This is a genomic window from Ralstonia sp. 1B3 (genome assembly GCF_036631435.1).
This window is the reverse complement of sequence record NZ_JAPNUG010000019.1, coordinates 13,323-39,104: the sequence shown is the minus strand read 5'-3', so window position 1 is coordinate 39,104 and position 25,782 is coordinate 13,323. Positions and strand designations below refer to the sequence as shown.

Below are 25,782 nucleotides of genomic sequence, written 5' to 3'. Positions count from 1 at the left end.
GTCCCGAACTGCCGACCGTCCCGAACCGCACGCAGTAACTACACCCGCTCCGCCAGCCGCTTGCACAGCATCCGGCCGGCGTTTTTATTGGGGCGCCCGCTCCGGCGCCACCGGCTATGCATACACCCATCACCCCCACCGGCCTCGAAGCCCAATCCGAACTGCGCCGACGCCTGCGCTCGCGCCACCTGATGATGATCGCCCTGGGCGGCGCCATCGGCACGGGGCTGTTCGTCGCATCCGGCGCGTCCATTGCGCAAGCTGGCCCCGGCGGCGCACTGCTGACCTACACGCTGATCGGCGTGATGGTCTATTGCCTGATGACGAGTCTTGGCGAATTGGCGGTGCATCTGCCGGTCTCGGGCTCGTTCGTGACGTACAGCCGCCTGTATGTTGAAGAAGGCTTCGGCTTTGCGCTGGGATGGAATTACTGGTTTGCGCTGGCCGTGTCCGTTGCCGTTGAACTGGCCGCCGCGCAACTCGTGATGAAGTACTGGTTCCCGGGCGTGTCCGGCATGGTCTGGAGCGCCGCATTCCTGCTACTGATGTTTGGGCTCAACGCCTTTTCCGTGCGCGGCTTTGGCGAGGCGGAATACTGGTTCTCGATGATCAAGGTGGTGACCATCGTCGTGTTCCTGCTGATCGGCCTGGCGATGATCTTCGGCATCATGCACGGCGGGCCGCAATCGGGTTGGCAGAACTTCACCGTGGGCGAGGCACCGTTCGTAGGCGGTGTGCCTGCCATGGTCGGGGTAGCGATGATTGCCGGGTTCTCATTTCAGGGCGTCGAAACCATCGGCGTGGCCGCAGGCGAGGCAGAGAACCCCTCCCGCACGATCCCGCGCGCCATCCGCCAGACGTTCTGGCGCATTCTGCTGTTCTACGTGCTGGCAATCCTGATCATCGGCGTGTTGCTGCCGTACACCGACCCGAATCTGCTGCGCAATGAAGCGACGGACGTCGGCGTCAGCCCGTTTGCGCTGGTGTTCCAGCATGCGGGCCTCCCATTTGCGGCCGGGATGATGAATGCGGTGGTGCTGACCGCGCTGCTGTCGTCCGGCACGTCGAGCCTCTATGTGTCGACGCGGATTCTGTACGACCTGTCGCTCGAAGGGCAGGCGCCGCGCTGGTTTGCCAAGGTGTCGGACAACGGCGTGCCGCATCGCGCGCTCGTCGCCACGTCGGCCGTTGGCGCGCTGTGTTTCTTCAGCTCGTTGTTTGGCGATCAGGTCGTCTACCTGTGGCTGCTGAATACGTCCGCGGTGACGTGCTTCATTGCCTGGTTCGGTATTGCGCTGGCGCACTACCGCTTTCGCAAGGGTTCACTAGCCAGGGCACTCCGTGGCGCAACTGGCGTATCGGTCGCCGTTCTTCCCCTTCGGGCCGATCATGGTGGCGATCTTGTGCGTGGTGATCATTCTTGGGCAGAACACCAAGGCGCTGTTTGCGCCGATCGACAACTTCGGCGCTTTCATCGCAACGTATTGCGGCGTGATCCTGTTCGTCTTGATCTGGCTGGCTTACCGCTGGAAGTTCAAGACGCGGTTCGTGAAGTATTCGGAAATGCAGTTCAGCGCCGCGCATCTCCAACAAGCCGAGGCGACCACGGAAGCCACTGCGGCGCGCACTGTCGTCAACTGACCGCCATAAAAAAGCCCGCACGGTCGTCCATGCGGGCCATCTGTACGCCGTGAATCGACCTGCGGCGCTTAAACCTCCAGCCACTCCTGCCTGACCTTGGCGTCCGCCTTCAACTGCTGGGGCGTTCCTTCAAACACGATCTGCCCGTGGCCCATCACATACACCCGCTGTGAAATGTCGAGGGCAATGGCGAGTTTCTGCTCCACCAGCAGCACGGAGATCCCCCGCTCCTTGAGCGTCTTCAGATACTCGCCCACGAGCGTCACGACCAGCGGCGCAAGACCTTCGGTGGGCTCGTCGATGATGATGAAATCGGGATCGCCCATCAGCGTGCGGCACAGCGTCAGCATCTGCTGCTCGCCGCCCGACAGCACACCGGCGGCCGTGTTCTCGCGCTCTTTCAGGCGCGGGAACATCTGGTACATGTCTTCCACCTGCCAACGCGGCTTGGGCTGACTGGGGTTGCGTTTCTCGCCAAGCAGCAGGTTCTGCCGCACCGTCAGCGTGGGGAAAATATCCCGGTTCTCGGGCACATAGCCGATGCCCTTGTGCGCCACTTCGAAGGTTCGCAGGCCGCTCACGTTCTTGCCGCGCAGCAGAATTTCGCCTTCGTGCCGCACCATGCCCATGATGGACTTGGCCAGGGTCGAACGCCCGACGCCGTTGCGCCCAAGCAGCGCAACGATCTCGCCCTCGCCCACATGCATGTCGACGCCGTGCAGGATGTGGCTCTTGCCGTAGTACGCGTGCAGGTCGCGCACCTCCAACATCGGAGTATTCGTTGCCATCAATGCGCTCCTGCAGGTTCGTCCAGCGTGGTGCCGAGGTAGGCCTCTTCACGCGACGGTTGTTGCGAATGGCTTCCGGCGTGTCGGTGGCGATCACTTCGCCGTAGACGAGCACCGAGATGCGATCAGCGAGGCCAAACACCACGCTCATGTCGTGCTCAACCATCACCAGCGTCTTGCCGACGGTGACCTTGCGGATGAGGTCCACTGCGTGGTCGGATTCGGAGCGGCTCATGCCGGCGGTCGGTTCATCCAACAGGATCACGTCAGCGCCGCCCGCAATGGTGATGCCGATTTCCAGCGCCCGTTGCTCGGCGTATGTCAGCAGGCCTGCGGCGGCATCACGCCGATGCGTCATGCCGATCTGCTCGAGCACTTCTTCGGCGCGTTCGCGTGCGTCGCGCAATTCGGCCAGCTTGTGCCAGAACGAATACTTGTAGCCGAGGGACCAAAGCACCGCGCAGCGCAGGTTCTCGAACACCGACAAGCGATGAAAGATGTTGGTGATCTGAAAGCTGCGCGACAGGCCCTTGCGGTTGATCTCGAACGGCGCCAGGCCGCTGATCTCTTCGCCGTTCAGACGCACGCTGCCCGAGCTGGCCGGGAAGCGGCCCGAGATCAGGTTGAACGTGGTCGACTTGCCGGCACCGTTCGGGCCGATGAGCGCATGGCGCTCGCCCTTGCCGATGGTGAGGTTGACGCCCCGAATGATTTCAGTCGCGCCAAAGCGCTTGCGAACGTCGCGCAACTCGAGCGCTGCGGTGGGTCCGGATGTCGGTTGGCTCATGGTTGCGGCTCCTGCAATGCGTTGTCCCAAGCGGCGCGCAGCTTGCCCGCCGCAGCGCGCAGGCCGAAGGCGCCCACGAGCCACAACACGGCGGCGACGATCCACGGCTTCCAGGTATTCGGTTCAACCGACAGGCCGAACAGCGTCGCCACGCCACCCGAAGCCTCGTCCTGCACGGCGTAGATCATTTCCACGGTGGAAATCAACGCGATCAGCAGAATGACCGCCGGCACGATCGCCACGCCGTAGGCCGGCAGCAGCGTCTTGAGCTTGCCGCGCCGCAGGATCGGCAGATGCATGACCAGAAGACTGGCGATACCACCCGGCGCGTACATGACCATCAGCACAAAGAACAAGCCCAGATAGAGCAGCCATGCCTTCGTGATGCCCGACAGCGCGACGGTGAAGAACACCGTGAGCACCGCGCCGATGATCGGCCCGAAGAAGCTGCCCATGCCGCCAATGAATGCCGCGAGCAGCACCGAGCCCGAGCGCACGGCCGACACGTTCTCGGCGGTGACGATCTCGAAGTTGATGCACGACAGCGCGCCCGCAATGCCCGCGAAGAACGCCGACAGAATCACCACCAGGAAGCGGACGCGCTGCGTGTTGTAACCAATGAATTCCACGCGCTCGGGTTGTCGCGCACCGCGTTGGCGATGCGGCCCAGCGGCGTCTGCGTCCATGCGTACATCAGCGCCATCGAAATCAGGCACCACGCGGCGATCAGGTAATACACCTGCCGCGCCGGGCCAAACGTCACGCCAAGCAGCCCTTCGCCGATGCTGCGGTTGGTCGACACGCCGCCCTCGCCCCCAAAGAAGTCCGGGAACATCAAGGCGCTGGCGAACACCATCTCGCCGATACCCAGCGTGATCATGGCGAACGTCGTGCCGGACTTCTTGGTGGTGACGTAGCCGAAGATCACGCCGAACAGCGCGCCGCCCAGACCGCCGGCAATCGGCAACAGCGCCACGGCGAGCGGGCCGCCGATGCCCAGCGTCTGCACAGCCCCGATCTTGTTGAGCAGGTGCACGGCCATGAAGGCGCCCAGACCGGAATACACCGCGTGCCCGAACGACAGCATGCCGGACTGTCCGAGCAGCATGTTGTACGACAGGGCGAAGATGATCATGATGCCCATCTGCGAGAGCAGCGTGATGGCAAAACCCTGCGGCCAGATGAGCGGCAGCACGATCATCACCAGTGCCGTCGTGCCCCAGAGCAGCCAGCGGGCAAGATTGACCGGCTTGAACTTCATTGTCCGCGCACGATCGTTGGCCGGCAGCGCGGCTTGTTGTTGCGCTTGTTGGTGCATGGTGCGTTCCATTTAGCTCTCCCGCGTTCCCATCAGCCCGCGCGGGCGGAAGATCAGCATCAGCACCAGCAGCAGATACGGCAGCACCGGTGCGACTTGCGCAATCGTCAGGTTCCAGACCGAGATGAGCGGCACGTCGGGGTTGAGCGTGACGCCCACCTTCCCGAGCAGGCTGGTCACCGAAATATCGAGCGTCACGGCAAAGGTCTGGATGCAGCCGATCAGCAGCGATGCAATGAATGCGCCCACCAGCGATCCCATGCCGCCCACGACCGCCACCACGAAGACGATGGAGCCGACCGCAGCCGCCATCGAGGGCTCGGTCACAAAGGCATTGCCGCCGATCACGCCTGCCAGGCCGGCCAGCGCGCAACCGCCACCGAACACCAGCATGAAGACACGCGGTACGTTGTGGCCCAGCGCTTCGACCATGTCCGGATGCGTCAGCGCGGCCTGGATGACGAGCCCGATCCGCGTGCGCGTCAGCAGCAGGAAGATGCCCACCAGCATCAGCAGCGACACCAGCATCATGAAGGCGCGGTACTTTGGAAACGACGAGGTGAACAGCGTGAACAGCGGGCCATCCAGTGCGTCCGGCACGCGATACGGCACAGCGGGCAAGCCCCACACCAGCTTCACGCCTTCTTCAATGAGATAGGCCAGTCCGAACGTGAACAGGAGTTCGGCAACGTGCCCATAGCGGTGCACCGTGCGCAGGCCGAAGCGCTCGACCACTGCGCCCAGCGCACCCACGAGCAGCGGTGCCACGATCAGCGCCGCCCAGAAGCCCAGATAGCCGCTGACGACATAGGCGAAATACGCGCCCAGCATGTAGAAGCTGGCATGCGCAAAATTGAGGACGCCCATCATGCTGAAGATCAGCGTCAGGCCCGAAGACAGCATGAACAGCAACAGCCCGTAGCTGATGCCGTTCAAGAGATTGATGACTAGAAATTCCACGCTGCAGCCCTTCCAGCAGATTCGGCGGAGCATGGGCCGCACGCATCAAAGCGCGGGCCCATGGACTCCGTTTAAAACATCGCCGCACGATAGCATCGGGCGGCCCTTCGGCACACCACCTGCCGCGTTATTGAGGACGCTTCATCTGGCAGGAGGTCGGCTGCGACGCGACGTACTGATCGAGCACCGCGTCGGTCTTCCAGCCGTAGCCGGTGTTTTCCTGGTCGTACTTGACGTTCTTGCCGTTGGTTTTTTCCCAGGTGGCGATGTAGAGCGGCTGCTGGCCCTGGTGGTCAGACGCGCGCATCTCGAAGGTGCCGTTCAGGCTGTCGACCTTCATGCCTTCGAAGGCCTTGGCCACCTTGGCTGGTTCTGCCGACTTGGTCTGCTTGATGGCCTTGGCCAGCATGGCGATGCCGGTGTACGACGCCATGAGGTAGTAATCGTCGTTGTACTTCTTCTTGTAGCCCTCGACGATATCGGCGCCCTTGTAGCCTTCGTTATTGACGTTCCAGTAGCCGACGTATTTCACGTGGTCGGCGCCGGCGGATCCCATCGCAGTCGGCACCCCGGTTGTGGAGGCGTAGTACGTGTAGAAGTTAGCGTTCAGGCCAGCGTCCTTGCCGGCCTTGATGAGCAGTGCCAGGTCGCTGCCCCAGTTGCCGGTGATGACGGTATCGGCGCCGGACGATTTGATCTTCGACACATACGGCGAAAAGTCTTTCACCTGCGCCAACGGGTGCAGATCTTCGCCCACGATCTCGATATCCGGACGCTTGCGCTTCAGGTATTCCTTTGCCGCACGCGCAACCTGATGCCCGAACGAATAGTTCTGGTTGATCAGGTAGACCTTCTTGACCTTCGGATCCTTCGCCAGGAAGCTCGTCAGCGCTTCCATCTTCATGTCGGAGTTGGCGTCCAGGCGGAAGTGCCAATAGTTGCACTTGCTGTTCGTCATGTCCGGGTCCACCGCGGCGTAATTCAGGTAGATGATTTCCTTGCCCGGATTGCGCTCGTTGTACTTGGCCACGGCGTCTTCCAGCGCCATGCCGACGCTCGAGCCATTGCCCTGCACGATGTAGTGGATGCCCTGATCGGCCACCTGCTTGAGCACGGTCAGGCTCTCCTGCGGGAGAGCTTGTTGTCGAAGCCCACCACTTCGAACTTGGTGCCGTCGCCGGCCCAGTTCTTCTGCGTGGCGAGATCGGCGATGTACTGCCAGCTGCGCAACTGGTTCTGGCCCAGTGCGCCCATCAGGCCGGACAACGGATCGATCCAGGCGATCTTCACGGTTTCGGCGGCGGACGCTGCAGTAGGCAAAACTGCCCCACCGATCGCCGCAACACATGCAACAGCCACAACCAACGGACGGAACTTCGTCATGCGTGTCTCCTTCATGTGGTGGAGCCGCCGGCGAGTCACTCTCCGCGTGCCTCTGGTGGGCTTGCGGCTGCTTGCGTCTCCAGGTTGCAACGCGCCCGGGCTTCATTCCGCTGCATCAGTCATCGATACACAGCGGCCGGCCCTGATCCGGTTGTCTTACGTCCGCCGTCCTCGTGCCGGAGTGGCTCCCCTGCACGGGCGGCGGTTTCTATGTCTAACTAAGCCTGTACAGCGGGAAACTGATAATCCTTGAACTGCTCGCGCAGCTTGAGCTTTGCATCTTGCCGGTGGCCGTGAGCGGAATTTCGGTGACGAACACCACGTCGTCCGGAATCCACCACTTGGCAACCTTGCCTTCGAAGAACTTGAGCATCTCCTCACGTGTGAGTTCCACGCCGGGCTTCTTCATCACCACCAGCAACGGGCGCTCGTCCCACTTCGGGTGATGGCACGAAATGCATGCGGCCATGTGCACGCCGGGGTGCGCAGCGGCCACGTTTTCCACATCGATGGACGAAATCCATTCGCCGCCCGACTTGATCACGTCCTTGCTGCGATCGGTGATCTGCATGTAGCCGTCGGCATCGATGTTGGCCACGTCGCCTGTCGGGAACCAGCCATCCACCAGCGGCGACACCTCGTTGCGGTAATAGCTCTGGATGGTCCAGGGCCCGCGCACGTAGAGATCGCCGAAAGCCTTGCCATCCCACGGCAACTCGTGGCCCTCGGCATCGACGATCTTCATCTCGACACCGTAGATGGCGCGGCCTTGGCGCTCCAGCACATGCTGCTTGGCCTCATCCGGCAGATCGGCATGCTTGCCCATCAGCTTGCACGTGGTGCCCAGCGGCGACATCTCCGTCATGCCCCACGCGTGGATGACTTCCACGTCCAGCTCGTTGAGCGTGCGGATCATGGCCGGAGGCGCTGCGGAACCACCGATGACCGTGCGGCGGAACGTCGAAAATTTCAGCTTGTTGGCCTGCACGTGTTGCAGCAGACCGAGCCACACCGTTGGCACGCCGGCCGAGAACGTCACCTTCTCCTGCTCGAACAGCTCATACAGCGAGGCGCCATCCAATTTCGGCCCCGGGAAGACCAGCTTGGCACCCACCAACGGCACCGAATACGGCAGCCCCCAGGCGTTGACGTGGAACATCGGCACCACCGGCAGGATCACGTCCTGCGCCGAGCACCCAGGCATCAGGCAATGCTGACGCATACGAATGCAGCACCGTGGATCGATGCGAATACAACGCGCCCTTCGGGTTGCCCGTGGTGCCCGACGTGTAGCACAGGCCGGCTGCGGTGTTTTCGTCGAACTGCGGCCAAGTGTAGTCGGCGCTTTGCGCGTCCAGCAGCTCTTCGTAGCAGAGCATCGGCACACTGGAGGTGGGCATGTGCGCGCGATCGGTCATTGCCACCCAGCCCTTCACGTTCGGGCAATGCGGCGCAATGCCCTCGATGAGCGGCACGAACGTCAGGTCGAAGAAGACGTACTGATCTTCAGCGTGATTGACGATGTAGGCGATCTGGTCGGGAAACAGCCGCGGGTTGATGGTGTGGCACACCGAGCCCGAACCAGACACGCCGTAATAGATTTCAAGGTGGCGATAGCCGTTCCAGGCCAGCGTACCGACGCGCTCGCCGGGCTGCACACCGAGTGCGGCCAGCGCATTTGCCAGTTGCTTGGAGCGGTCTCGCACTTGCCGGTACGTGGTGCGATGGATATCGCCCTCGACACGGCGCGACACGACTTCAGTCGAACCGGAATTGCGCGCTGCATGTTCGATGATGGTCGAGATGAGCAAAGGGGCGCTCATCATTTGTCCCATCAGGGCCATGGTGTCTCCTAGAAAAAACTGAACAACCGTTCTATTTTTGGCCGATTGTTCCCGTGATCGCCAAGCACGTCAACGGGATATTGTTGTGCGCTGCCACATCGGCCCCCATGTTTTACCCGGCCATCTGAAAAACCGTGCGAATCGTTGTGGTGCAAGGGTTCGCAGGCTGCAGCTTTCTTTACTCGCAAGTACAATACGCGATAGCGTTGCTGCGTCTCAACATGGCGTTTTCCCCTACGTAAAGCGTATTTTGCTGCGCTGCAAAGCGCACAACGTTTGAAGGTTCGGCACTGTTTTTGCGCCGCTTCCTGTGCTATCGGCCGCCTGCCCTGCCCCCCACCCTATGACTTCCTCCCCTGCCGCCTTGCCTGACGATTCCCTTGCGAGCCCTTTCGACTGGCCCGGCCGCCCCGCCGCAGCCGCCGGTTTTTCAGCACTGGGCGAACGCTTTCTGACGCGCCTGCCGCCGATGCCCATGCCTTCAGGGCCGATCGGCACGCCGTATCTCGTGGGTTTTTCGCCAGATGCTGCAGCGTCGCTTGGCATCTCGCGGGCGGAACTTGACACCCCGCAGGGCTGGCTGTCTTTACCGGTAACGCCGTCGCCCCCTGGAGCGATCCGCTTGCCACCGTCTATTCAGGCCACCAGTTCGGCGTGTGGGCCGGCCAGCTGGGCGATGGCCGCGCGCTGTTGCTGGCCGAGCTGCAGACCGCCGAAGGCCCCTGCGAAGTCCAGCTCAAAGGTGCCGGCCGTACGCCGTATTCGCGTATGGGCGACGGGCGCGCCGTGCTGCGCTCGTCCATCCGCGAGTTTTTGTGCTCGGAAGCCATGGCAGGCCTCGGCATTCCAACCACACGCGCCCTGTGCGTGACCGGCGCCGACGCCCCCATTCGCCGCGAAGAGATCGAAACCGCCGCCGTTGTCACGCGCCTCGCGCCGTCGTTCGTACGCTTTGGCCACTTCGAGCACTTTTCGGCCAGCGAACAACTGCCCCAGCTTCGAGCACTTGCCGATTACGTCATCGACCGCTTCTACCCCGCCTGCCGCAGCGAGCCGCAACCGTATCTCGCCCTGCTGCGTGAACTCGCCCGCCGCACGGCTGAACTGATGGCCGACTGGCAGGCCGTCGGCTTCTGCCACGGCGTGATGAACACTGACAACATGTCGATCCTCGGCCTCACGCTCGACTACGGACCGTTCGGCTTCCTGGACGGTTTTGACGCCAACCACATCTGCAACCACTCCGACACCGGCGCCCGCTACGCCTACGCGCAGCAGCCGCAGATCGGCTACTGGAACCTGTTCTGCCTCGCGCAGGCATTGCTGCCGCTGTTTGGCGAAGATCCCGACGTTTTCGTCAATTTGAGCGACGAAGGGCAGGCCCAACCCGCCATCGACGCCGCGCAAAACGTATTGCTGACCTACCGCGACGTCTACGGCGCAGCCTTCTATGCACGTTATCGCGCCAAGCTCGGCCTCTCCACCGCACAGGACGCAGACGAGGCACTCTTCGGCGACTTGTTCAAGCTGCTGCACAACGAGCGCGCCGACTACACATTGTTCTTCCGCCACCTCGCCGAGGTGCGCCGCGACGACACGCCCGCCGCGGCGGAAGCGCGCACCGTCCGCGATTTCTTCGACCGCGCCGCCGCAGACGTATGGCTTGCCGCTTATCGCCAGCGCTTGCAGGCCGAACCGCAATCCGATGACGAGCGCGCGGCCGCCATGTACCGCGTCAACCCGAAATACGTGCTGCGCAACCACCTGGCCGAAATCGCCATCCGCCGCGCCAAGGAAAAGGATTTCTCCGAAGTCGAAAACCTGCGCGCCGTGCTGGCCCGCCCCTTCGACGACCACCCCGGCTTCGAGCACTACGCACAGCCGGCGCCGGACTGGGCATCGTCATTGGAAGTGAGCTGCTCGTCGTGATCCGGTATGTCGAGATGCGGGCACGCGTGATGTGCCGGAACTGACACCGTGCTCTAATCCGCGCCTGTCAGGATTGCCGCCGCAGCGCGACAAACAACATCAGCCGCCAGACGTTCTCACCTTGCGGTGGCCGAATCCAACAAGGAGTCTCATCACCATGACCGTCAAGAAATCCGACGCCGAATGGCGCGACCAACTCTCCGACATCGAATACCGCGTCACCCGCGAAGCGGCCACCGAACGCCCCTTCACCGGCAAGTACTGGGACCACTGGGAGCGCGGCGTCTACAACTGCGTCTGCTGCGGCACACCGCTGTTTGAATCGTCGACCAAATTTGATGCCGGTTGCGGCTGGCCGAGCTACTTCCAACCCATCAACGGCGAGGTGATCGCCGAGAAGACCGACCGCTCGCACGGCATGTTGCGTATTGAAGTGCAGTGCAAGAACTGCGGCGCGCATCTCGGCCACGTATTCGAAGATGGCCCTGCACCTACCGGGCTGCGGTATTGCATCAACTCGGCTGCGCTAAAATTCGGCGATTGATCTCTCTAATGGCCCGCAAAGGCCCGTACAAGCGCGTTCCCGCATGAAATTCCTGTTCGATCTGTTCCCGGTCATCCTGTTCTTTGCTGCCTTCAAGGTGGCCGGTATTTATGTGGCGACCACCGTCGCGATGGTCGCCACCGTGCTGCAGATCGCCTGGGTGTGGTTCAAGCACCGCAAGGTCGACGCCATGCAGTGGTTGTCGCTGCTCATCATCGGTGTGTTTGGCGGCGCCACGCTCATCTTCCACAACGAGACCTTCATCAAGTGGAAGCCGACGGTCCTGTACTGGCTGTTTGGCGTGGTGCTGCTGGGCAGCGTGGTGTTCGTTCGCAAAAACCTCATCCGCGCCATGATGGAGCAGCAGGTATCGCTGCCCGAGTCGATGTGGGGCCGCCTGAACTTGGTGTGGGCGCTCTTCTTCCTGATCATGGGCTGCCTGAACCTCTACGTGGCCTACAACTTCGACACCGACGTGTGGGTCAACTTCAAGCTGTTCGGCTCGATGGGCCTGATGGTGGTGTTCATCCTTGCGCAAAGTGTCTGGCTGGCGCGCCACATGCAGGAGCGCCCTGCCAACGCGGCCAACGACGCCAACATCGGAGACGACCGCTGATGGCCGCAGATCCGCGAGAAATCGAACGCCTCCTGCGCGAGGCCTTCCAGCCCGTCCAACTGGTCGTTGAAGACGACAGCGCCAAGCACGCCGGACACGCCGGCGCGCCTCCGGCGGCGGGCATTACAACGTCGAAATCGTCAGCGCGGCCTTTGCCGGCAAGAACCGTTTGGCGCGTCATCGCATGGTGTATGATGCGCTGCACACGCTGTGGCCGGCGGCAATTCATGCCCTGGCGATTCGCGCGGTCACTCCCGAAGAAAACACGTAAGCGCATTCCACGCTCACTCGTCCTTCCCTCGAACGCAATCCCATGAAGATTTCCAGCCTCACTGCCAGCCTGCTGGCTGTTGCCTTTGCTGCGACCGTTGCTCCCGCCATGGCGCAGAATGCCGCGGTGGTCAACGGCAAAGCCATTCCGAGCGCCAAGGTGGACGCGCTGATCAAGAAGTCGGGCCAGCCCGAATCGCCTGAGCTGCGTGCCAAGGCCCGCGACATGCTGGTCGACCGTGAACTGATCGAGCAGGACGCCGCCAAGCGCGGTCTGCTGGAGCGCGACGACGTTCAAGAGCAACTCGCTTCGGCCCGCCTGAACGTGCTCGTGGCCGCCGAGTTCGAGGACTACGTCAAGAACAGCCCCGCCACCGAAGACGAACTGCACAAGCAGTACGACAAGATCAAGGCGCAGTTCGGCAACGGCAAGGAATACCACGCCCACCACATCCTCGTGGACAAGGAAGCCGACGCCAAGGCCATCATCGCCAAGCTGAAGGCCGGCGCGAAGTTTGAAGACATCGCCAAGGCGCAATCGAAGGACAAGGGATCGGGCGCGAACGGCGGCGATCTGGACTGGGCAAATCCGGGCACCTACGTGCCGGAATTCTCGGCCGCGCTCACCGGCCTGAAGAAGGGCCAGATCACGCAAACGCCGGTCAAGACGCAATTCGGCTGGCACGTGATCCGCCTGGATGACACGCGCGACGCCAAGATCCCATCGTACGAAGACGTCAAGCCGCAGCTGCTCGAGATGATGATGGGCGACCAGAACTGGCAACGCAGCAAGTTCCAGGCGATGCTGAAAGAGCTGCGCGAAAAAGCAAAGATCCAGTAAGCAGCCGCCCGTTGGGGCAGTGAAAAAAGGGGCCACGTGCCCCTTTTTGATTTGATGGCCGGGTTGCATTGCACGCAACCGGAATACCCCACCGGCACCCCCGAGTTCTTTTGAAGTGTTTGCTGAAAAGCAGTGCGATTTGTCCCATAATGTGCGCCCACGTGCGCCGACATTGCACTGCTTCGGTGCACTCACGCATCAACAGAGTCTGAAAAACCAACCACGCCGGCACGGGCACATCCCGCTCGCCGCCAGAGCGAAACCACCCAAAAGGAAACAGGAGATCCTTATGTCCACGTTCAAGCACGCCTTGCGCATTGCGGCGCTCGCCGCCATTCCGATGGCCCTGCTGCAAGCCGCACCGGCACTGGCCCAGGCCACCAAGTCGGTCGAAGTGCTGGCCATCGTTGAGCACCCGGCGCTCGACGCCATCCGCGACGGCGCCAAGGAACAGCTCAAGGCCGAAGGCTTTGACGCAGGCAAGAACCTGAAGTGGGAATACCAGAGCGCGCAGGGCAGCACGGCCACCGCTGCGCAGATCGCCCGCAAGTTCATCGGCGACAAGCCGGACGCCATCGTTGCCATCGCCACGCCGTCGGCGCAGGCCGTTGTGGCTGCCACCAAGTCGATCCCCGTCGTGTATTCGGGCGTGACGGATCCTGTCGCCGCACAACTGGTCAAGAGCTGGGAGCCGACCGGCACCAACGTGACCGGCGTGTCGGACAAGCTGCCGCTGGACAAGCAGATCGCCCTGATCAAGCGCGTGGTGCCGAATGCCAAGCGCGTGGGCATGGTCTACAACCCGGGCGAAGCCAATTCGGTCGTGGTGGTCACCGAGCTAAAGAAGCTGCTGTCGGCGCAAGGCATGACGCTGGTGGAGTCGGCGGCTCCGCGTACGGTGGATATCGCGCCGGCCGCGAAGAACCTGATCGGCAAAGTCGACGTGATCTACACGAACACCGACAATAACGTGGTGTCAGCGTACGAATCGCTGGTGAAGGTGGCCAACGAAGCGAAGATCCCGTTGGTGGCCGGCGATACCGACAGCGTCAAGCGCGGCGCCATCGCTGCACTGGGCATCAACTATTACAAGCTGGGCCAGCAGACCGGCAAGGTCGTCGCCCGCATCCTGAAGGGTGAGAAGCCGGGCGCGATTGCCTCGGCCGGCAGCACCGACCTGGAGCTGTTCGTGAACGAAGGCGCCGCCAAGAAGCAAGGCGCGACCCTGTCGGCCGATCTGCTGAAGGACGCCAAGGAAGTCATCAAGTAACTCGCAAGGCGCCGGGCCGGCCTCCGCCCGACGGAGCCGACCTGGCGCGGGTCTGGCTGCCCGAGCCGCAACGTGGCTATCCGCCGCATAATGGCCGGGCGCTTACGCTCCTACCCGAAAAGCGTCCCCGTTCATTGCACACCGGCCGGTGCCCGACCACCGCGCCCTATTCCGTCATGTCACTGTTTTCATTGCTCGGCGCCCTGGAGATCGGTCTGATCTTCAGTCTTGTGGCGCTCGGGGTGCTGATCTCCTTCCGCATCCTCAATTTCCCTGACCTCACAGTCGACGGCAGCTTCCCGATGGGCGGCGCCGTGGCAGCCACGCTCATCGCGGGCGGACACGATCCGTTCATGTCGACGCTGGGCGGCACGCTGGCCGGTGCGGTTGCCGGTTTCATCACCGGCTGGCTCAACGTGCGCCTGAAGATCATGGATCTGCTCGCCAGTATCCTGATGATGATTGCGCTCTACTCGGTCAACCTGCGCATCATGGGTAAACCGAACGTGCCGCTCATCTCCGAGCCGACGATCTTCTCGCTGCTGCAGCCGGAGTGGATGCCCGACTACGTATTCCGCCCGGTGCTGCTGGGTGTGGTCGTGGTGGTCGTCAAGCTGCTGGTGGACTGGTTCTTCTCGACGCAGATCGGCCTGTCGCTGCGCGCGACCGGTGCCAACCCGCGCATGGCCCGCGCGCAGGGCGTCGCCACTGGCGCGGCCACGCTGGCCGGCATGGCGCTGTCCAACGCACTGGTGGCGCTTGCTGGTGCGCTGTACGCGCAAACGCAGGGCGGCGCAGATGTGTCGATGGGCATTGGCACCATCGTCATCGGCTTGGCCGCCGTCATCATCGGCGAGACCGTGCTCCCGCACGCCGCCTGGTGCTGACCACGCTGGCCGTGGTGGTGGGCGCGATCCTGTATCGCTTCTTCATCGCCCTCGCGCTCAACAGCGATTTCATCGGCCTGCAGGCGCAGGACCTGAACATGGTGACCGCCGCGCTGGTGGTGATCGCGCTCGTGCTTCCCGGTGTACGCCGGAAGGTGTTCGGCAAGCTGGCCAAGAACGGTACCAAGGGGAACTGACATGCTGAGCGCACAAGGACTCACCCTCACCTTCAACCCCGGCACGCCCATCGAGACGCGCGCGCTGCGCGGCCTGTCGCTGGACATTCCGGCGGGCCAGTTCGTCGCCGTGATCGGCTCCAACGGGGCCGGCAAGTCGACGTTCCTGAACTCCATCAGCGGCGACCAGCTGGTCGACTCCGGCCGCATCACGATCGACGGTGAAGACGTCACGCGCAAGACCGCGTGGCAACGTGCCGACAAGGTCGCCCGCGTGTTCCAGGATCCGATGGCCGGCACCTGCGAAAACCTGACCATCGAAGAGAACATGTCGCTGGCCATGTGCCGCGGGCAACGTCGCGGTTTCTCGTTCGCCACCAACCGCAAGTGGCGCGAGATCTTCCGTGAGCAACTTCGCCGACTGGACCTCGGTCTGGAAAACCGCCTGACCGATCGCATCGGCCTGCTCTCGGGTGGCCAGCGCCAGGCCGTGAGCCTGCTGATGGCCTCGCTGCAGCCGTCGCGCATCCTGCTGCTGGATGAGCACACCGCCGCGCTGGACCCGAAAACGGCCGCCTTCGTGCTGGAGCTGACCGCCAAGATCGTCTCGGAGAGCAAGCTGACGACGATGATGGTGACGCACTCCATGCGCCAGGCGCTCGACTACGGCGATCGCACGGTGATGCTGCACCAGGGCAACGTGATCCTCGACGTGCAAGGCGAAGAACGCCGCGGCCTAGACGTGCCGCACCTGCTGCAGAAGTTCGAGGAAACGCGCGGTGCCAAGGTGGACGACGACGCGCTGTTGCTGGGCTGATCCATCGCATCAACATCACATCGACGGGCTCCCTTAGCGGAGCCCGCGACATTTCCGCTCCATGACCAAGGCCCACCGCCCTGCCATCAGCATCGCGCCCAATCCGCACGCGGACGATTCGCCGACGCTGTCAAAAGGCCAGCGAGCGTTCAACGCACTGATCAAGCAGATCGAGAATCGGCGCAAGCGGCTGGCGGACTGGGAGACGGCTACCGTTCAGTTCCAGGGCCGATATGCCGGCGAATTCTTGCCGCTGGAGCGTAGCCGCATCGCATTGCAGATCCGCTTTGTGCGCCGCCTGGACCAGGTCTACGAGCACGATGCCTTCACCAAGGCCGAACGCCGCAAGATCTCCGCGCTCATCATCGATCTCGCACGAGACTTGATCGATGAAGACGCGAGCCTGAAGGCGCTCTACAACAAGTACAGCAGCACGGACTTCGACCGGGAAGCCGCAATGCAAGCCGCGGAGATGAAGGCAAGGCTGGAGGCCGCACTCGGCGTCGGCCTGGGCGACGACGCTGATGTGCATTCGGAAGAGGCGCTACTGCAACGCGCCCGCGAGCACCTCGCGCAACGGGCTGAAAAAGGCCGCCGCCGCAACAAAACGTAAAGCCCGTCGGGCCGCGCGAAAGAAATCTCCGAAGCAGCTTGCGGCAGAAGCGCGGGAAGAAGACGAACAGGCGCAGGTCACCCTGTCCATTCGCGAGGTCTATCGCAAGCTCGCCAGCGCCCTGCACCCCGACCGCGAAACCGATCCGCAGGAGCGCGAGCGCAAGACGCGGCTCATGCAGCGCGTCAACGAGGCCTACGACAAGAACAACCTGCTGCAACTACTGGAATTGCAGCTTGAGCTGGAGCACATCGACCAGCATTCGATCAACCGGATCAACGAAGCGCGGCTGACGCACTACAACCAGATCCTGAAAGACCAGGTGCGGGAGCTGGACCGGCAGATCCATCGTGTCGAAACGACGTTCCGATACACGTACGGATATCAGCGGTTCGAAGCGCTGCCGCCGGACGCCGTCTTGCAAAAGCTCGACTTCGACATCGCAGCGCTGCGCCAACAGGTGCGCAACATCGAGCAGGACCTTGCCGCCTTCGACGATTTCCGCGACGTGCGGCGCATGCTGAAATCCCGCCCCACGCTCGACTGATGGCTTGCTGAGCCGCGCGCCAATCAACAAAACGGGCACCCGAAGGTGCCCGTGTTTTTGACTGCGATCGGCCGATCAGAAGCGGTGTTGCAGGCCCGCCGTCACACCGACCTGGTTGTTGCCATAACCCACCACGTCGCGCGACAGGCTCACGTTCTGGCCGTTCTTGGCTTTGGCATAACCGGCAGACAGATACGCCGTCGTGCGCTTGGACAGCGCGTACTGGCCACGCACGGAGAACAGGATCGGATCGGCATCCGTGCCGTCCTTGATGTTCTGCTTGTACACCGCGCCGTACAGCGTGAAGGCCGGCGTCACGTCGTAGCTGGCACCCGCCCAATACATGTCGCTGCGCAGGCTGGCGGTGGCCGTGGTGAACGCGCGCTTGTAGTTGCGATAGCCCGCGAACAGCTTCAGTGCGCCGAAGTCGTAGCTGGCGCCGGCGTGAATGCCCTGGATGTAATCGGTCGTGTCTGCTGGCGTGGTGCTGGTGCCTGCGCCGTTCTGGCGATCCCACGTGACGGCTGCCGAGAAGCCGCCCACGCTGTAGCCGACGCCCAGGTCGTACTTGGAGCTGCTCTTGAAGTTGCCCGCTGCCTCGCCAAAGCCCACGGTGGCGCCCAGCTTCAGGCCGCCAAACGTGCCGTCATAGCGCACGGCGTTGGAAGCGCGCGAGAACAGGCCATCCTTGCGGTCGCCCGTTGCCGTGGACGAGGTCGCCCACGAGTAGTTCGGCGCGTAGCCCATCGGGTCGTACGGCAGCATGAAGTCGTACGTCGTGGTGAAGGTGCGACCGGCGACCACCTGGCCGAAGCCGCCCGCCAGCCCCACCACCGCGCGGCGGTCGAACAGCGTGTTGTCGGTGTCGAGCTTGCCGGTGTCGATGGCGATGCCGCTTTCCAGGTTGAAGACAGCCTTCAGGCCGCCGCCCAGGTCTTCGGTGCCGCGCATGCCCCAGCGCGATGTGTTCTTGCCGCCCGAGACGAGGCGCGTGGCGCTGCCGCCGTTCGGGCCGGCGTGGTTCACGTACTCGATGCCCGAATCCATGATCCCGTACAGGGTCACGTTGGACGATTGTGCGGCGGCCGTGCCGGCCGTCGTCGCGGTGGCGAACGCAACCACCGCCAGCGCCATCGAAGTCTTGTTCATCTGGTCTCCCTTATTCGTTGTCCTTGCGCAAAAGCCTCAGTCACAGGGCCTTTGGGCGGGACGGATCGTATGAGGGGCGCACTTTCAGTTCACTTTCGATTGACGGGAATTTGCCGGGCTGTGTCGCGGCGTTCTCGGGGGTTTCCCTAGCTTCAAAACATGCGGCGATGTCTGTATTCCTCTGCGGCTGATTGAGAGACGTCCCGATATGCGCATCCTGTTGGTGGAAGACAACCTGAAGCTGGCCAGCACGCTGGAAGAAGCCCTGGGCCAGGCCGGCTTCACGGTCGATTGCGTGCATGACGGCCACGCGGCCGACTTGCTGCTCACCACGCAGGACTACGCGCTGGCCATTCTCGACATTGGCCTGCCCCGGCTCGACGGGCTGGAGGTGCTGCGCCGCTTGCGCGCGCGCAAGAACCCGCTGCCGGTGATGATCCTGACCGCACATGGCGCGGTGAACGCGTGCGCGGCCTCAACCTCGGGGCTGACGATTACCTTGCGAAACCGTTCGACCTCACCGAAGTTGAAGCCCGCGCCCGGGCGCTGATCCGACGCAGCCACGGCCACGAAAGCACGCAGCTGCAATGCGGCCCGCTGCACTACGACGGCATCAGCGGCGCCTTCACGCTCCACGGCGAACTGCTCGCCCTCACCGGCCGCGAGCGCGCCGTGCTGGAAGTGCTGATGCTGCGCGACGGCCGCGCCGTCAACAAGGCCGCCATCTCGGAAAAGATCTTCAGCATCAACGAATCCGTCAACGCCGACGCCATCGAGATCTACGTGCACCGCCTGCGCAAGAAGCTCGACGGCAGCGGCGTCGCCATCGTCATGCTGCGCGGGCTCGGGTATCTGCTGGAAGCCACGGAAGGCGCTGCGCCATGAACCCGTCGAGCCTGCGCCGGCAGCTTTCGTTCTGGCTGCTGCTGCCGCTGCTGGGGTTGCTCGCGCTCGATGCGTGGCTGACTTACGCGCGCCATGACGGCCGCCAACGCCGCGTTCGACCGCACGCTCGAAGCCTCGCTCAAGGCCATGCGCGAAGGCGTGCGACTGCGCAACAAGCAATTCGCCATCGACCTGCCCTACCTCGCGCTGGACATTCTCGAATCGGAAACGGGCAGCAGCATCTTCTACCGGATGGTCGATGCCGGCGGCGGCACGCTCACCGGCTACGACGGTCTGCCCATGCCGGGCGGCCGGCGCCCCACGCCGTATCGCACCGTCTTTTACGACGCGCTGTTTCGCGGCATGCAGGTGCGCATGGCCGCGCAGCCGCTGCCGGTGCGCGATGCGCAGTCGGCCGAAACGCAGGTCATCTGGCTGCTGGTGGGTGAAACGCTGGAGCCGCGCGAGGCGCTGGCGCACGAGATCCTGGCGGGCTCCTTGCAGCAGGAAGTGCTGCTGGTGGTGTTGGCCGTGGGCATCGTTTGGCTGGGGGTGCGGCGCGGCTTGCGGCCGCTGCGGCAGTTGAGCGAAACCGTGGCCGGCCGCGGCACCGATGAGCTTGCGCCGCTACCGCAGCAAGGCCTGCCGGCAGAGGTCGCGCCGCTGGTCGAGGCCATCAATCAGTACGTGGCGCGCCTGCTGCGCATGGTGCAGGCCCGCAAGCGCTTCTTTGCCGACGCCGCACATCAATTGAAGACGCCGCTGGCCGTGATCCAGGCGCAGTCCGAACTGGCCCTGCGCGAGCCCGATGGAGAACGCATCCGCCGCCACCTTGAGCCGCTGCACGGCACCGTGCGCCAGGCCGCGCGCGGCGTGCAGCAACTGCTGTCGCTCTCGCGCCTGGAGACCGACAGCGGCTACGCCCCACAACTCCAGCCGCTACGCCTGGACACCCTGGCCGGCGATGTCGCGCTGGAACTGGCACCCGTTGCGCGCCGATCCGGCGTGGACCTCGGCTTTGAAGGCGAACCCGTGACGGTGGCGGGCGAATCCCAATGGCTCCAGGAGCTGATCGGCAACCTGCTCGACAACGCCATCCTTTATGCAGGCAACGGGGCGCGCGTCACGCTGCGGGTCAAGCGGCAGGCGATGGCGATGCTCGGCGAGCAGGCCGTGCTGCAAGTGGAAGACGACGGCCCCGGCATTGCCGTGCCCGAGCGCGATGCGGTCTTCGGCCGTTTCTATCGCGGCGCGGCATCGGAAGGCCACGACGGCAGCGGCCTTGGCCTGGCGATCGTCCGCGAGATTGCCCGCCTGCATGGCGGCACGGTGGCGCTGTCGGAAACGCCCGGCGGCGGGCTGACCGTCTCCGTCTACCTGGCGCTGGCCTTGATTGAAGAGCCGACAGCCTGAAAACGGGTTGCTGCACGACAACATCGTCGTGTAGCGGTCGCGCGTGCCCCCAAGGTGATGCACCGTTTGCGTGAAGACGCGGCGCACCATTTCCGCGCGGCTCGAATGGGCTGCTGTTCCGGCCAAATTGGTTCCATCCGGGCTCTGTTATGCCCGCCGCACGCGGGCTGGCGCACGACCTACACTCAAACAGATCACAACGACCACACGATCGGCCGCCGAGCTTGCTCGGGCAAGGCATCCGGGGTTTTCCCTATTGTGGTGCCGCGGGCCCGCACGCCCGTGGGATGTGCCTGCGCGGTGGCGGTAAATGGCTCCATCAAATAACCAGGATTGGGTCCACTTTGCAGAACAATGAGCCGCTATAGTCCATCAACAATTCGTCACAACACGGCATGTTGACCGACCCGGGTGGATCGGAGAACGGCGCGACGGGCAGCGTGGGCGCAAGCCAGCGAATGCCGCCTGCAGCGGCAGGGCTCAGGCTCGATGACCGACATGGTATGGAGGAAGCAGCAATGAAGACCGACGACGTGATCGTCAGCTTTCGCGGTGTACGCAAGACGTATGACGGCGAGACCCTCGTGGTCAAACACCTGGACCTGGACATCTACCAGGGCGAGTTCCTCACCCTGCTCGGCCCCTCCGGCTCGGGCAAGACCACATGCCTGATGATGCTGGCCGGGTTCGAATTCCCGACCGGCGGCGAGATCCGCCTCGAAGGCGCGCTGCTCAACAACGTGCCGCCGCACAAGCGCAACATCGGCATGGTGTTCCAGAACTACGCGCTGTTTCCGCACATGACAGTGGCGCAGAACGTGGAATACCCGCTGGCCGTGCGCAAGCTGCCCGCCGCCGAACGTGCCGAGCGCGTGCACAAGGCCCTGCAGATGGTCCGCATGGAAGGCTTTGCCAAGCGCTACCCCGCGCAGCTCTCCGGCGGGCAACAGCAGCGCATTGCACTGGCCCGCGCGCTGGTGTTCGAGCCCAAGCTCGTGCTGATGGACGAACCGCTCGGCGCGCTCGACAAGCAACTGCGTGAACACATGCAGTACGAGTTGAAATCGCTGCACGAAAAGCTCGGCGTGACCTTCGTCTACGTGACGCACGACCAGGGCGAGGCGCTCACCATGTCCGACCGCGTGGCCGTATTCGACAAGGGCATCGTGCAGCAGCTCGACACGGTCGACAGCCTCTACGAGCGCCCCTGCAACGAGTTCGTCGCCAACTTCATCGGCGACAGCAACACGCTGCGCGGCACCGTGACCCGCGTTGACGGCGAGTACTGCGAACTGCAGCTCAACGACGGCGCCCGCGTGGTCGGCCGCAACGTGGCGGGCGCCAACGTCGGTGCCACGGCCACGGGCTGCATCCGCCCCGAGCGCATGCGCCTGGCCGAGGGCGCCTCCGCCGCCGGCAACGCGATCACCGGACAGACGCGTGGGCTCGTCTACTTTGGCGACCACGTGCGCATGCGCTGCGCCCTGCCCGACCAGCCCGAATGTTTCGTGAAGGTGCCGCTGGGCACGCGCGCGCTCGAAGGCTTCGCGCCCGGCGCGCCGATCCAGCTGGAGTTCGCACCGGAACACCTGCGCGTTTTTGCATGACGCATGCGGGCAGCCCTGCCCGCATGCCACGACCACACGTTGTACCCACACGCCAATAAGAGGAGCCAGGAATGAAACACACCACAAAGACGCGTCTGTCCGTGCTTGCCGGCGCGTTCGCCATTGCATTCGGCGCGCATGCAGCGGAAATCACCGTCGTGAACTTCGGCGGCGCCAATGGCGACGCGCAGAAGGCCGCGTTCAACAAGCCGTTCGAGGCGCAGACCGGCAACAAGGTCACCGTGGTCGAGTACAACGGCGAGCAGGCCAAGATCAAGGCCATGGTCGAAGCCAAGCACGTCAACTGGGACGTGGTGGAAGTCGAATCCGGCGACATCGGCCGCGGCTGCGATGAAGGCCTGTTCGAGAAGCTCGACTGGAGCAAGATCGCCAAGAAGAGCGATCTGATCCCCGAGTCGCCGAGCACCTGCGGCGTGGGCTTCTTCGTGTGGTCGACCGCGATGGCGTACAACGCCGACAAGCTCAAGACCGCCCCGACCGGCTGGGCCGATTTCTGGGACGTGAAGAAATTCCCGGGCAAGCGCGGCATGCGCAAGGGTGCGCGCGGCAACCTGGAATTCGCGCTGATGGCCGACGGCGTGCCGGTCAAGGACGTCTACAAGGTGCTCGCCACCAAGGACGGCCAGAACCGCGCGTTCAAGAAGCTCGATCAGCTCAAGCCGAACATCCAGTGGTGGGAAGCCGGCGCGCAGCCGCCGCAGTTCCTGGTGGCGGGTGACGTGGTGATGTCCACCGCGTTCAACGGCCGTATCGACGCTGCACAGCGCGAAGGCAAGAACCTGAAGGTGGTCTGGAACGGCAGCATCTACGACCTGGACTACTGGGCTATCCCCAAGGGCACGCCCAACAAGGCGCTGGCCGAGCAGTACATCGCTTACACGCTGTCGCAGAAGCCACAGCAGGAATACGCCAAGCACATCGCGTATGGCCCGGCCAACGTGGCGGCCATCAAGGCGCTCGACGCCAAGACGCAGGCCAACATGCCGAACTCCCCGGAGAACGCCAAGAACGCCGTGCTGCAGAACCTGCAGTTCTGGACCGACCATGGCGACGAGCTGGAACAGCGCTTCGCCTCGTGGGCGTCGAAGTAACCGCATAGCGGTGTAACGCAGTGACCGCGCGGATGCCCTGCCCCTTTGGCAAGGCATCCGCCGGATGAATTCCCGTAGCGATGGCGAGGCAGCATTGAACACCATGACGATCGCGGCTGAATCGGTTCCTGATTCGACGGCCAAACTCAAACGCGAATTGAAGAGCGCTGAGGCGCGCAGGCGTGCCATGGCGCTGGCGCTGGTGGCGCCGCTCGCCATCTTCCTGCTGCTCATCTTTGTCGTGCCGATCGGCGCCCTGCTCACACGCGCCGTGCAGAACCCCGAGGTCGCCGATGCGCTGCCCAAGACGGTCATCGCCCTGAAGGGCTGGGACCGCAAGAGCCCGCCGGCCGACGCCGCCTACGCTGCGCTCGCCGCAGACCTCACGACGGTGAGCGAAGGCGAAGCGATGGGCGCACTGGCCCGCCGCCTCAACACTGAAATCCCGGGCTTCCGCTCGCTGGTTGCCAAGACTGCACGCGCCATGCCGCTGGCCGATGACCAGGGCAAGGCGCTGACGCTCACGCCCGGCCAGACTCGCGCCAAGCTGCTTGAAGTCGACGAGCGCTGGGGCGATGTCACGTACTGGCAGGCCATCGCCAAGAACAGCAGCCGCACCTCGCCGTTCTACCTGCTGGCCGCGCTGGACCACCGGCAAGATGCCTTCGGCCACATCGAAGCGACCGACCCCGACGAGCAGATCTATGTGACGGTGTTTATTCGCACCTTCGTCATCAGCGCAATGGTGACGCTGTTCGCCCTGCTGCTGGGCTATCCGCTGTCGTACTGGATCGCCTCGCTGCCGGAGCGCCGCGCCAACCTCGTCATGGTGATGGTGCTGATTCCGTTCTGGACGTCCATTCTCGTGCGCGTGGCGGCGTGGATCGTGCTGCTGCAGACCGAAGGCCTGATCAACCACGGCCTGATGGACCTCGGCATCATCAAGGAGCCGCTGGCGCTGCTGTTCAATCGCGTGGGCGTGTACATCTCGATGACGCACATCCTGCTGCCGTTCATGATCCTGCCGCTGTACAGCGTGATGAAGTCGATCCCGCCCACATACCAGCGCGCGGCCGTGTCGCTGGGCAGCCATCCGTTTGCCGCCTTCTGGCGCGTGTATGTGCCGCAGACGTATCCGGGCATCGGCGCCGGCGCGCTGCTGGTGTTCATCCTGGCGCTCGGCTACTACATCACCCCCGCGCTGCTGGGCGGGCCGAACGACCAGATGGTCAGCTACTACGTGGCCTACTTCACCAACGTCACGATCAACTGGGGCATGGCGTGCGCGCTGGGTGCGCTGCTGTTGCTGGCCACGCTCGTGCTGTACGCCGTGTATGGACGCTTTACGCGGCCCAAGGTCCGCGTTGGTTGAACGGAGCCCATCGAACATGAAACTCGCCAAACCGATGTTCGCCCCGCACACCTCGCTCATCGAGCGCGTCTGGTACTTCGCATTGCGCGGCCTGGCCGTGCTGACGCTGCTGTACCTTGTGCTGCCGGTGCTGGTGATCGTGCCACTGTCGTTCTCGTCGAGCACGTTCCTCTCGTACCCGATTCCGAGTTATTCACTGCGTTGGTATCAGAACCTCGTCACGTCGGACGAATGGCGCATGGCGGCCAAGAACAGCTTCATCGTCGCCCCCGCCGCCACGATCGTGGCGACGGTGCTCGGCACGCTGGCCGCCATTGGCCTGAACAAGGCCGACTTCCGTGGCAAGGGCCTGCTGATGGCGGTGCTGGTGTCGCCGATGATCGTGCCGGTGGTGGTGGTCGGCGTGGGCATGTACCTGTTCTTCGCCCCGCTGGGCCTGGCCAATACGTATATCGGGCTGATCCTCGCGCATGCGGCGTTGGGCGTGCCGTTTGTGGTGACGACCGTGCTGGCGACGCTGCAGGGGTTCAATCACAACCTCGTGCGGGCGAGCCTGTCGCTGGGGGCCAACCCGGTCATGACGTTCTTCCGCATCACACTGCCCGTCATTGCACCGGGCGTGATTTCCGGCGCGCTGTTTGCGTTTGCCACGTCGTTTGACGAAGTGGTGGTGACGCTCTTCCTGGCGGGGGCGGATCAGGTCACGCTGCCGCGTCAGATGTTCACGGGTATTCGCGAAAACATCTCGCCGACGATTGCGGCGCTGGCGACGATCTTGATTGTGTTCTCGACGTGTCTGCTGTTGACGTTTGAGTGGCTGCGGGGGCGGGCTGCGGCTAAGGCGGTGGCGTAAGGGTTTTGGGTTTTGGGGTTGTTGGTTTTGGGTTGTTTCTTGTGGTGGATCTCTTGTTTCATCCCCTGCCGGGGCTGACTCACTTTCTTTGTCTTGCCAAAGAAAGTAAGCAAAGAAAGCGCGCCCGATGCGGCGAAAGATTCCTTGAATTTATGTCGCA

At 63.5% G+C, this 25,782-nt stretch carries 14 protein-coding genes and 10 pseudogenes; 17 read left to right on the top strand and 7 right to left on the bottom strand.

Features of this window, described 5'->3' with window-relative positions; all coding sequences use genetic code 11:
* Nucleotides 1-116 precede the first annotated feature (116 nt).
* A pseudogene (locus OWR21_RS05460) lies at nucleotides 117-1,641 on the top strand (amino acid permease).
* Nucleotides 1,642-1,709: 68 nt separating this feature from the next.
* On the opposite strand, the gene OWR21_RS05455 reads toward OWR21_RS05460, so the two are convergent.
* The 6 genes and pseudogenes from OWR21_RS05455 to OWR21_RS05430 all read right to left on the bottom strand — a co-directional run bounded on the left by OWR21_RS05455 (nucleotide 1,710) and on the right by OWR21_RS05430 (nucleotide 8,721).
* On the bottom strand, nucleotides 1,710-2,429 hold the full coding sequence (locus tag OWR21_RS05455; protein WP_012435575.1) for an ABC transporter ATP-binding protein: 720 nt from the start codon (nucleotides 2,427-2,429) through the stop codon (nucleotides 1,710-1,712).
* Nucleotides 2,429-3,216 (bottom strand): annotated as a pseudogene (locus OWR21_RS05450) (ABC transporter ATP-binding protein). The gene OWR21_RS05455 and the pseudogene OWR21_RS05450 overlap by 1 nt, the downstream one beginning before the upstream one ends.
* A pseudogene (locus OWR21_RS05445) lies at nucleotides 3,213-4,546 on the bottom strand (branched-chain amino acid ABC transporter permease). The pseudogenes OWR21_RS05450 and OWR21_RS05445 overlap by 4 nt, the downstream one beginning before the upstream one ends.
* Entirely contained in the window at nucleotides 4,547-5,494 is a 948-nt protein-coding gene (locus OWR21_RS05440; protein ID WP_332394751.1) for a branched-chain amino acid ABC transporter permease, read from the bottom strand.
* A 127-nt stretch (nucleotides 5,495-5,621) separates the two neighbouring features.
* Nucleotides 5,622-6,877 (bottom strand): annotated as a pseudogene (locus OWR21_RS05435) (branched-chain amino acid ABC transporter substrate-binding protein).
* Between the two features lie 218 nt (nucleotides 6,878-7,095).
* Nucleotides 7,096-8,721 (bottom strand): annotated as a pseudogene (locus OWR21_RS05430) (3-(methylthio)propionyl-CoA ligase).
* 343 nt (nucleotides 8,722-9,064) lie between these two features.
* Between OWR21_RS05430 and OWR21_RS05425 the strand changes: the two are divergent.
* From OWR21_RS05425 to OWR21_RS05380, 10 genes and pseudogenes are all read left to right on the top strand, one after another.
* Nucleotides 9,065-10,650 (top strand): annotated as a pseudogene (locus OWR21_RS05425) (protein adenylyltransferase SelO).
* Between the two features lie 157 nt (nucleotides 10,651-10,807).
* Nucleotides 10,808-11,194 carry a peptide-methionine (R)-S-oxide reductase MsrB gene (gene msrB / locus OWR21_RS05420; protein WP_027681409.1) on the top strand — a complete coding sequence of 129 codons (387 nt, stop codon included), beginning with the start codon at nucleotides 10,808-10,810 and terminating at the stop codon, nucleotides 11,192-11,194.
* A gap of 43 nt (nucleotides 11,195-11,237) precedes the next feature.
* Complete coding sequence (locus OWR21_RS05415; protein ID WP_316887870.1) at nucleotides 11,238-11,810, top strand: septation protein A; 573 nt, start codon at nucleotides 11,238-11,240, stop codon at nucleotides 11,808-11,810.
* Nucleotides 11,810-12,081 (top strand): annotated as a pseudogene (locus tag OWR21_RS05410) (BolA family protein). The gene OWR21_RS05415 and the pseudogene OWR21_RS05410 overlap by 1 nt, the downstream one beginning before the upstream one ends.
* 42 nt (nucleotides 12,082-12,123) lie before the next feature.
* Nucleotides 12,124-12,921: a peptidylprolyl isomerase gene (locus OWR21_RS05405; protein ID WP_147214102.1), complete on the top strand. Its 798-nt coding sequence runs from the start codon at nucleotides 12,124-12,126 to the stop codon at nucleotides 12,919-12,921.
* A gap of 289 nt (nucleotides 12,922-13,210) precedes the next feature.
* A complete protein-coding gene (locus tag OWR21_RS05400; protein ID WP_147214101.1) occupies nucleotides 13,211-14,191 on the top strand; it encodes an ABC transporter substrate-binding protein in 981 nt (326 codons plus the stop codon).
* Nucleotides 14,192-14,367: 176 nt separating this feature from the next.
* Nucleotides 14,368-15,275: pseudogene (locus OWR21_RS05395) on the top strand (ABC transporter permease).
* A 1-nt stretch (nucleotide 15,276) separates the two neighbouring features.
* Complete coding sequence (locus tag OWR21_RS05390) at nucleotides 15,277-16,071, top strand: ABC transporter ATP-binding protein (RefSeq protein WP_102067261.1); 795 nt, start codon at nucleotides 15,277-15,279, stop codon at nucleotides 16,069-16,071.
* 61 nt (nucleotides 16,072-16,132) lie between these two features.
* Nucleotides 16,133-16,684: a hypothetical protein gene (locus OWR21_RS05385; RefSeq protein ID WP_332394749.1), complete on the top strand. Its 552-nt coding sequence runs from the start codon at nucleotides 16,133-16,135 to the stop codon at nucleotides 16,682-16,684.
* On the top strand, nucleotides 16,596-17,231 hold the full coding sequence (locus OWR21_RS05380) for a J domain-containing protein (protein ID WP_332394748.1): 636 nt from the start codon (nucleotides 16,596-16,598) through the stop codon (nucleotides 17,229-17,231). Before OWR21_RS05385 ends, OWR21_RS05380 begins: the two co-directional genes overlap by 89 nt.
* Before the next feature lie 75 nt (nucleotides 17,232-17,306).
* Here the strand turns inward: OWR21_RS05380 and OWR21_RS05375 are convergent, their stop codons facing one another.
* Nucleotides 17,307-18,380: a porin gene (locus tag OWR21_RS05375; protein WP_332394747.1), complete on the bottom strand. Its 1,074-nt coding sequence runs from the start codon at nucleotides 18,378-18,380 to the stop codon at nucleotides 17,307-17,309.
* A 208-nt stretch (nucleotides 18,381-18,588) separates the two neighbouring features.
* Here OWR21_RS05375 and OWR21_RS05370 point away from each other — a divergent pair.
* From OWR21_RS05370 to OWR21_RS05345, 6 genes and pseudogenes are all read left to right on the top strand, one after another.
* Nucleotides 18,589-19,265, top strand: a pseudogene (locus OWR21_RS05370) (response regulator).
* Nucleotides 19,262-20,678: pseudogene (locus tag OWR21_RS05365) on the top strand (sensor histidine kinase). Before OWR21_RS05370 ends, OWR21_RS05365 begins: the two co-directional pseudogenes overlap by 4 nt.
* Before the next feature lie 518 nt (nucleotides 20,679-21,196).
* Nucleotides 21,197-22,285, top strand: a complete 1,089-nt coding sequence (locus OWR21_RS05360; RefSeq protein ID WP_332394746.1) for an ABC transporter ATP-binding protein — start codon at nucleotides 21,197-21,199, stop codon at nucleotides 22,283-22,285.
* Between the two features lie 71 nt (nucleotides 22,286-22,356).
* A complete protein-coding gene (locus OWR21_RS05355; protein WP_147219029.1) occupies nucleotides 22,357-23,397 on the top strand; it encodes an ABC transporter substrate-binding protein in 1,041 nt (346 codons plus the stop codon).
* Between the two features lie 103 nt (nucleotides 23,398-23,500).
* On the top strand, nucleotides 23,501-24,769 hold the full coding sequence (locus OWR21_RS05350; protein WP_332394750.1) for an ABC transporter permease: 1,269 nt from the start codon (nucleotides 23,501-23,503) through the stop codon (nucleotides 24,767-24,769).
* 16 nt (nucleotides 24,770-24,785) lie between these two features.
* Entirely contained in the window at nucleotides 24,786-25,622 is an 837-nt protein-coding gene (locus OWR21_RS05345; protein WP_316887878.1) for an ABC transporter permease, read from the top strand.
* The last annotated feature ends 160 nt before the right edge of the window (nucleotides 25,623-25,782 follow it).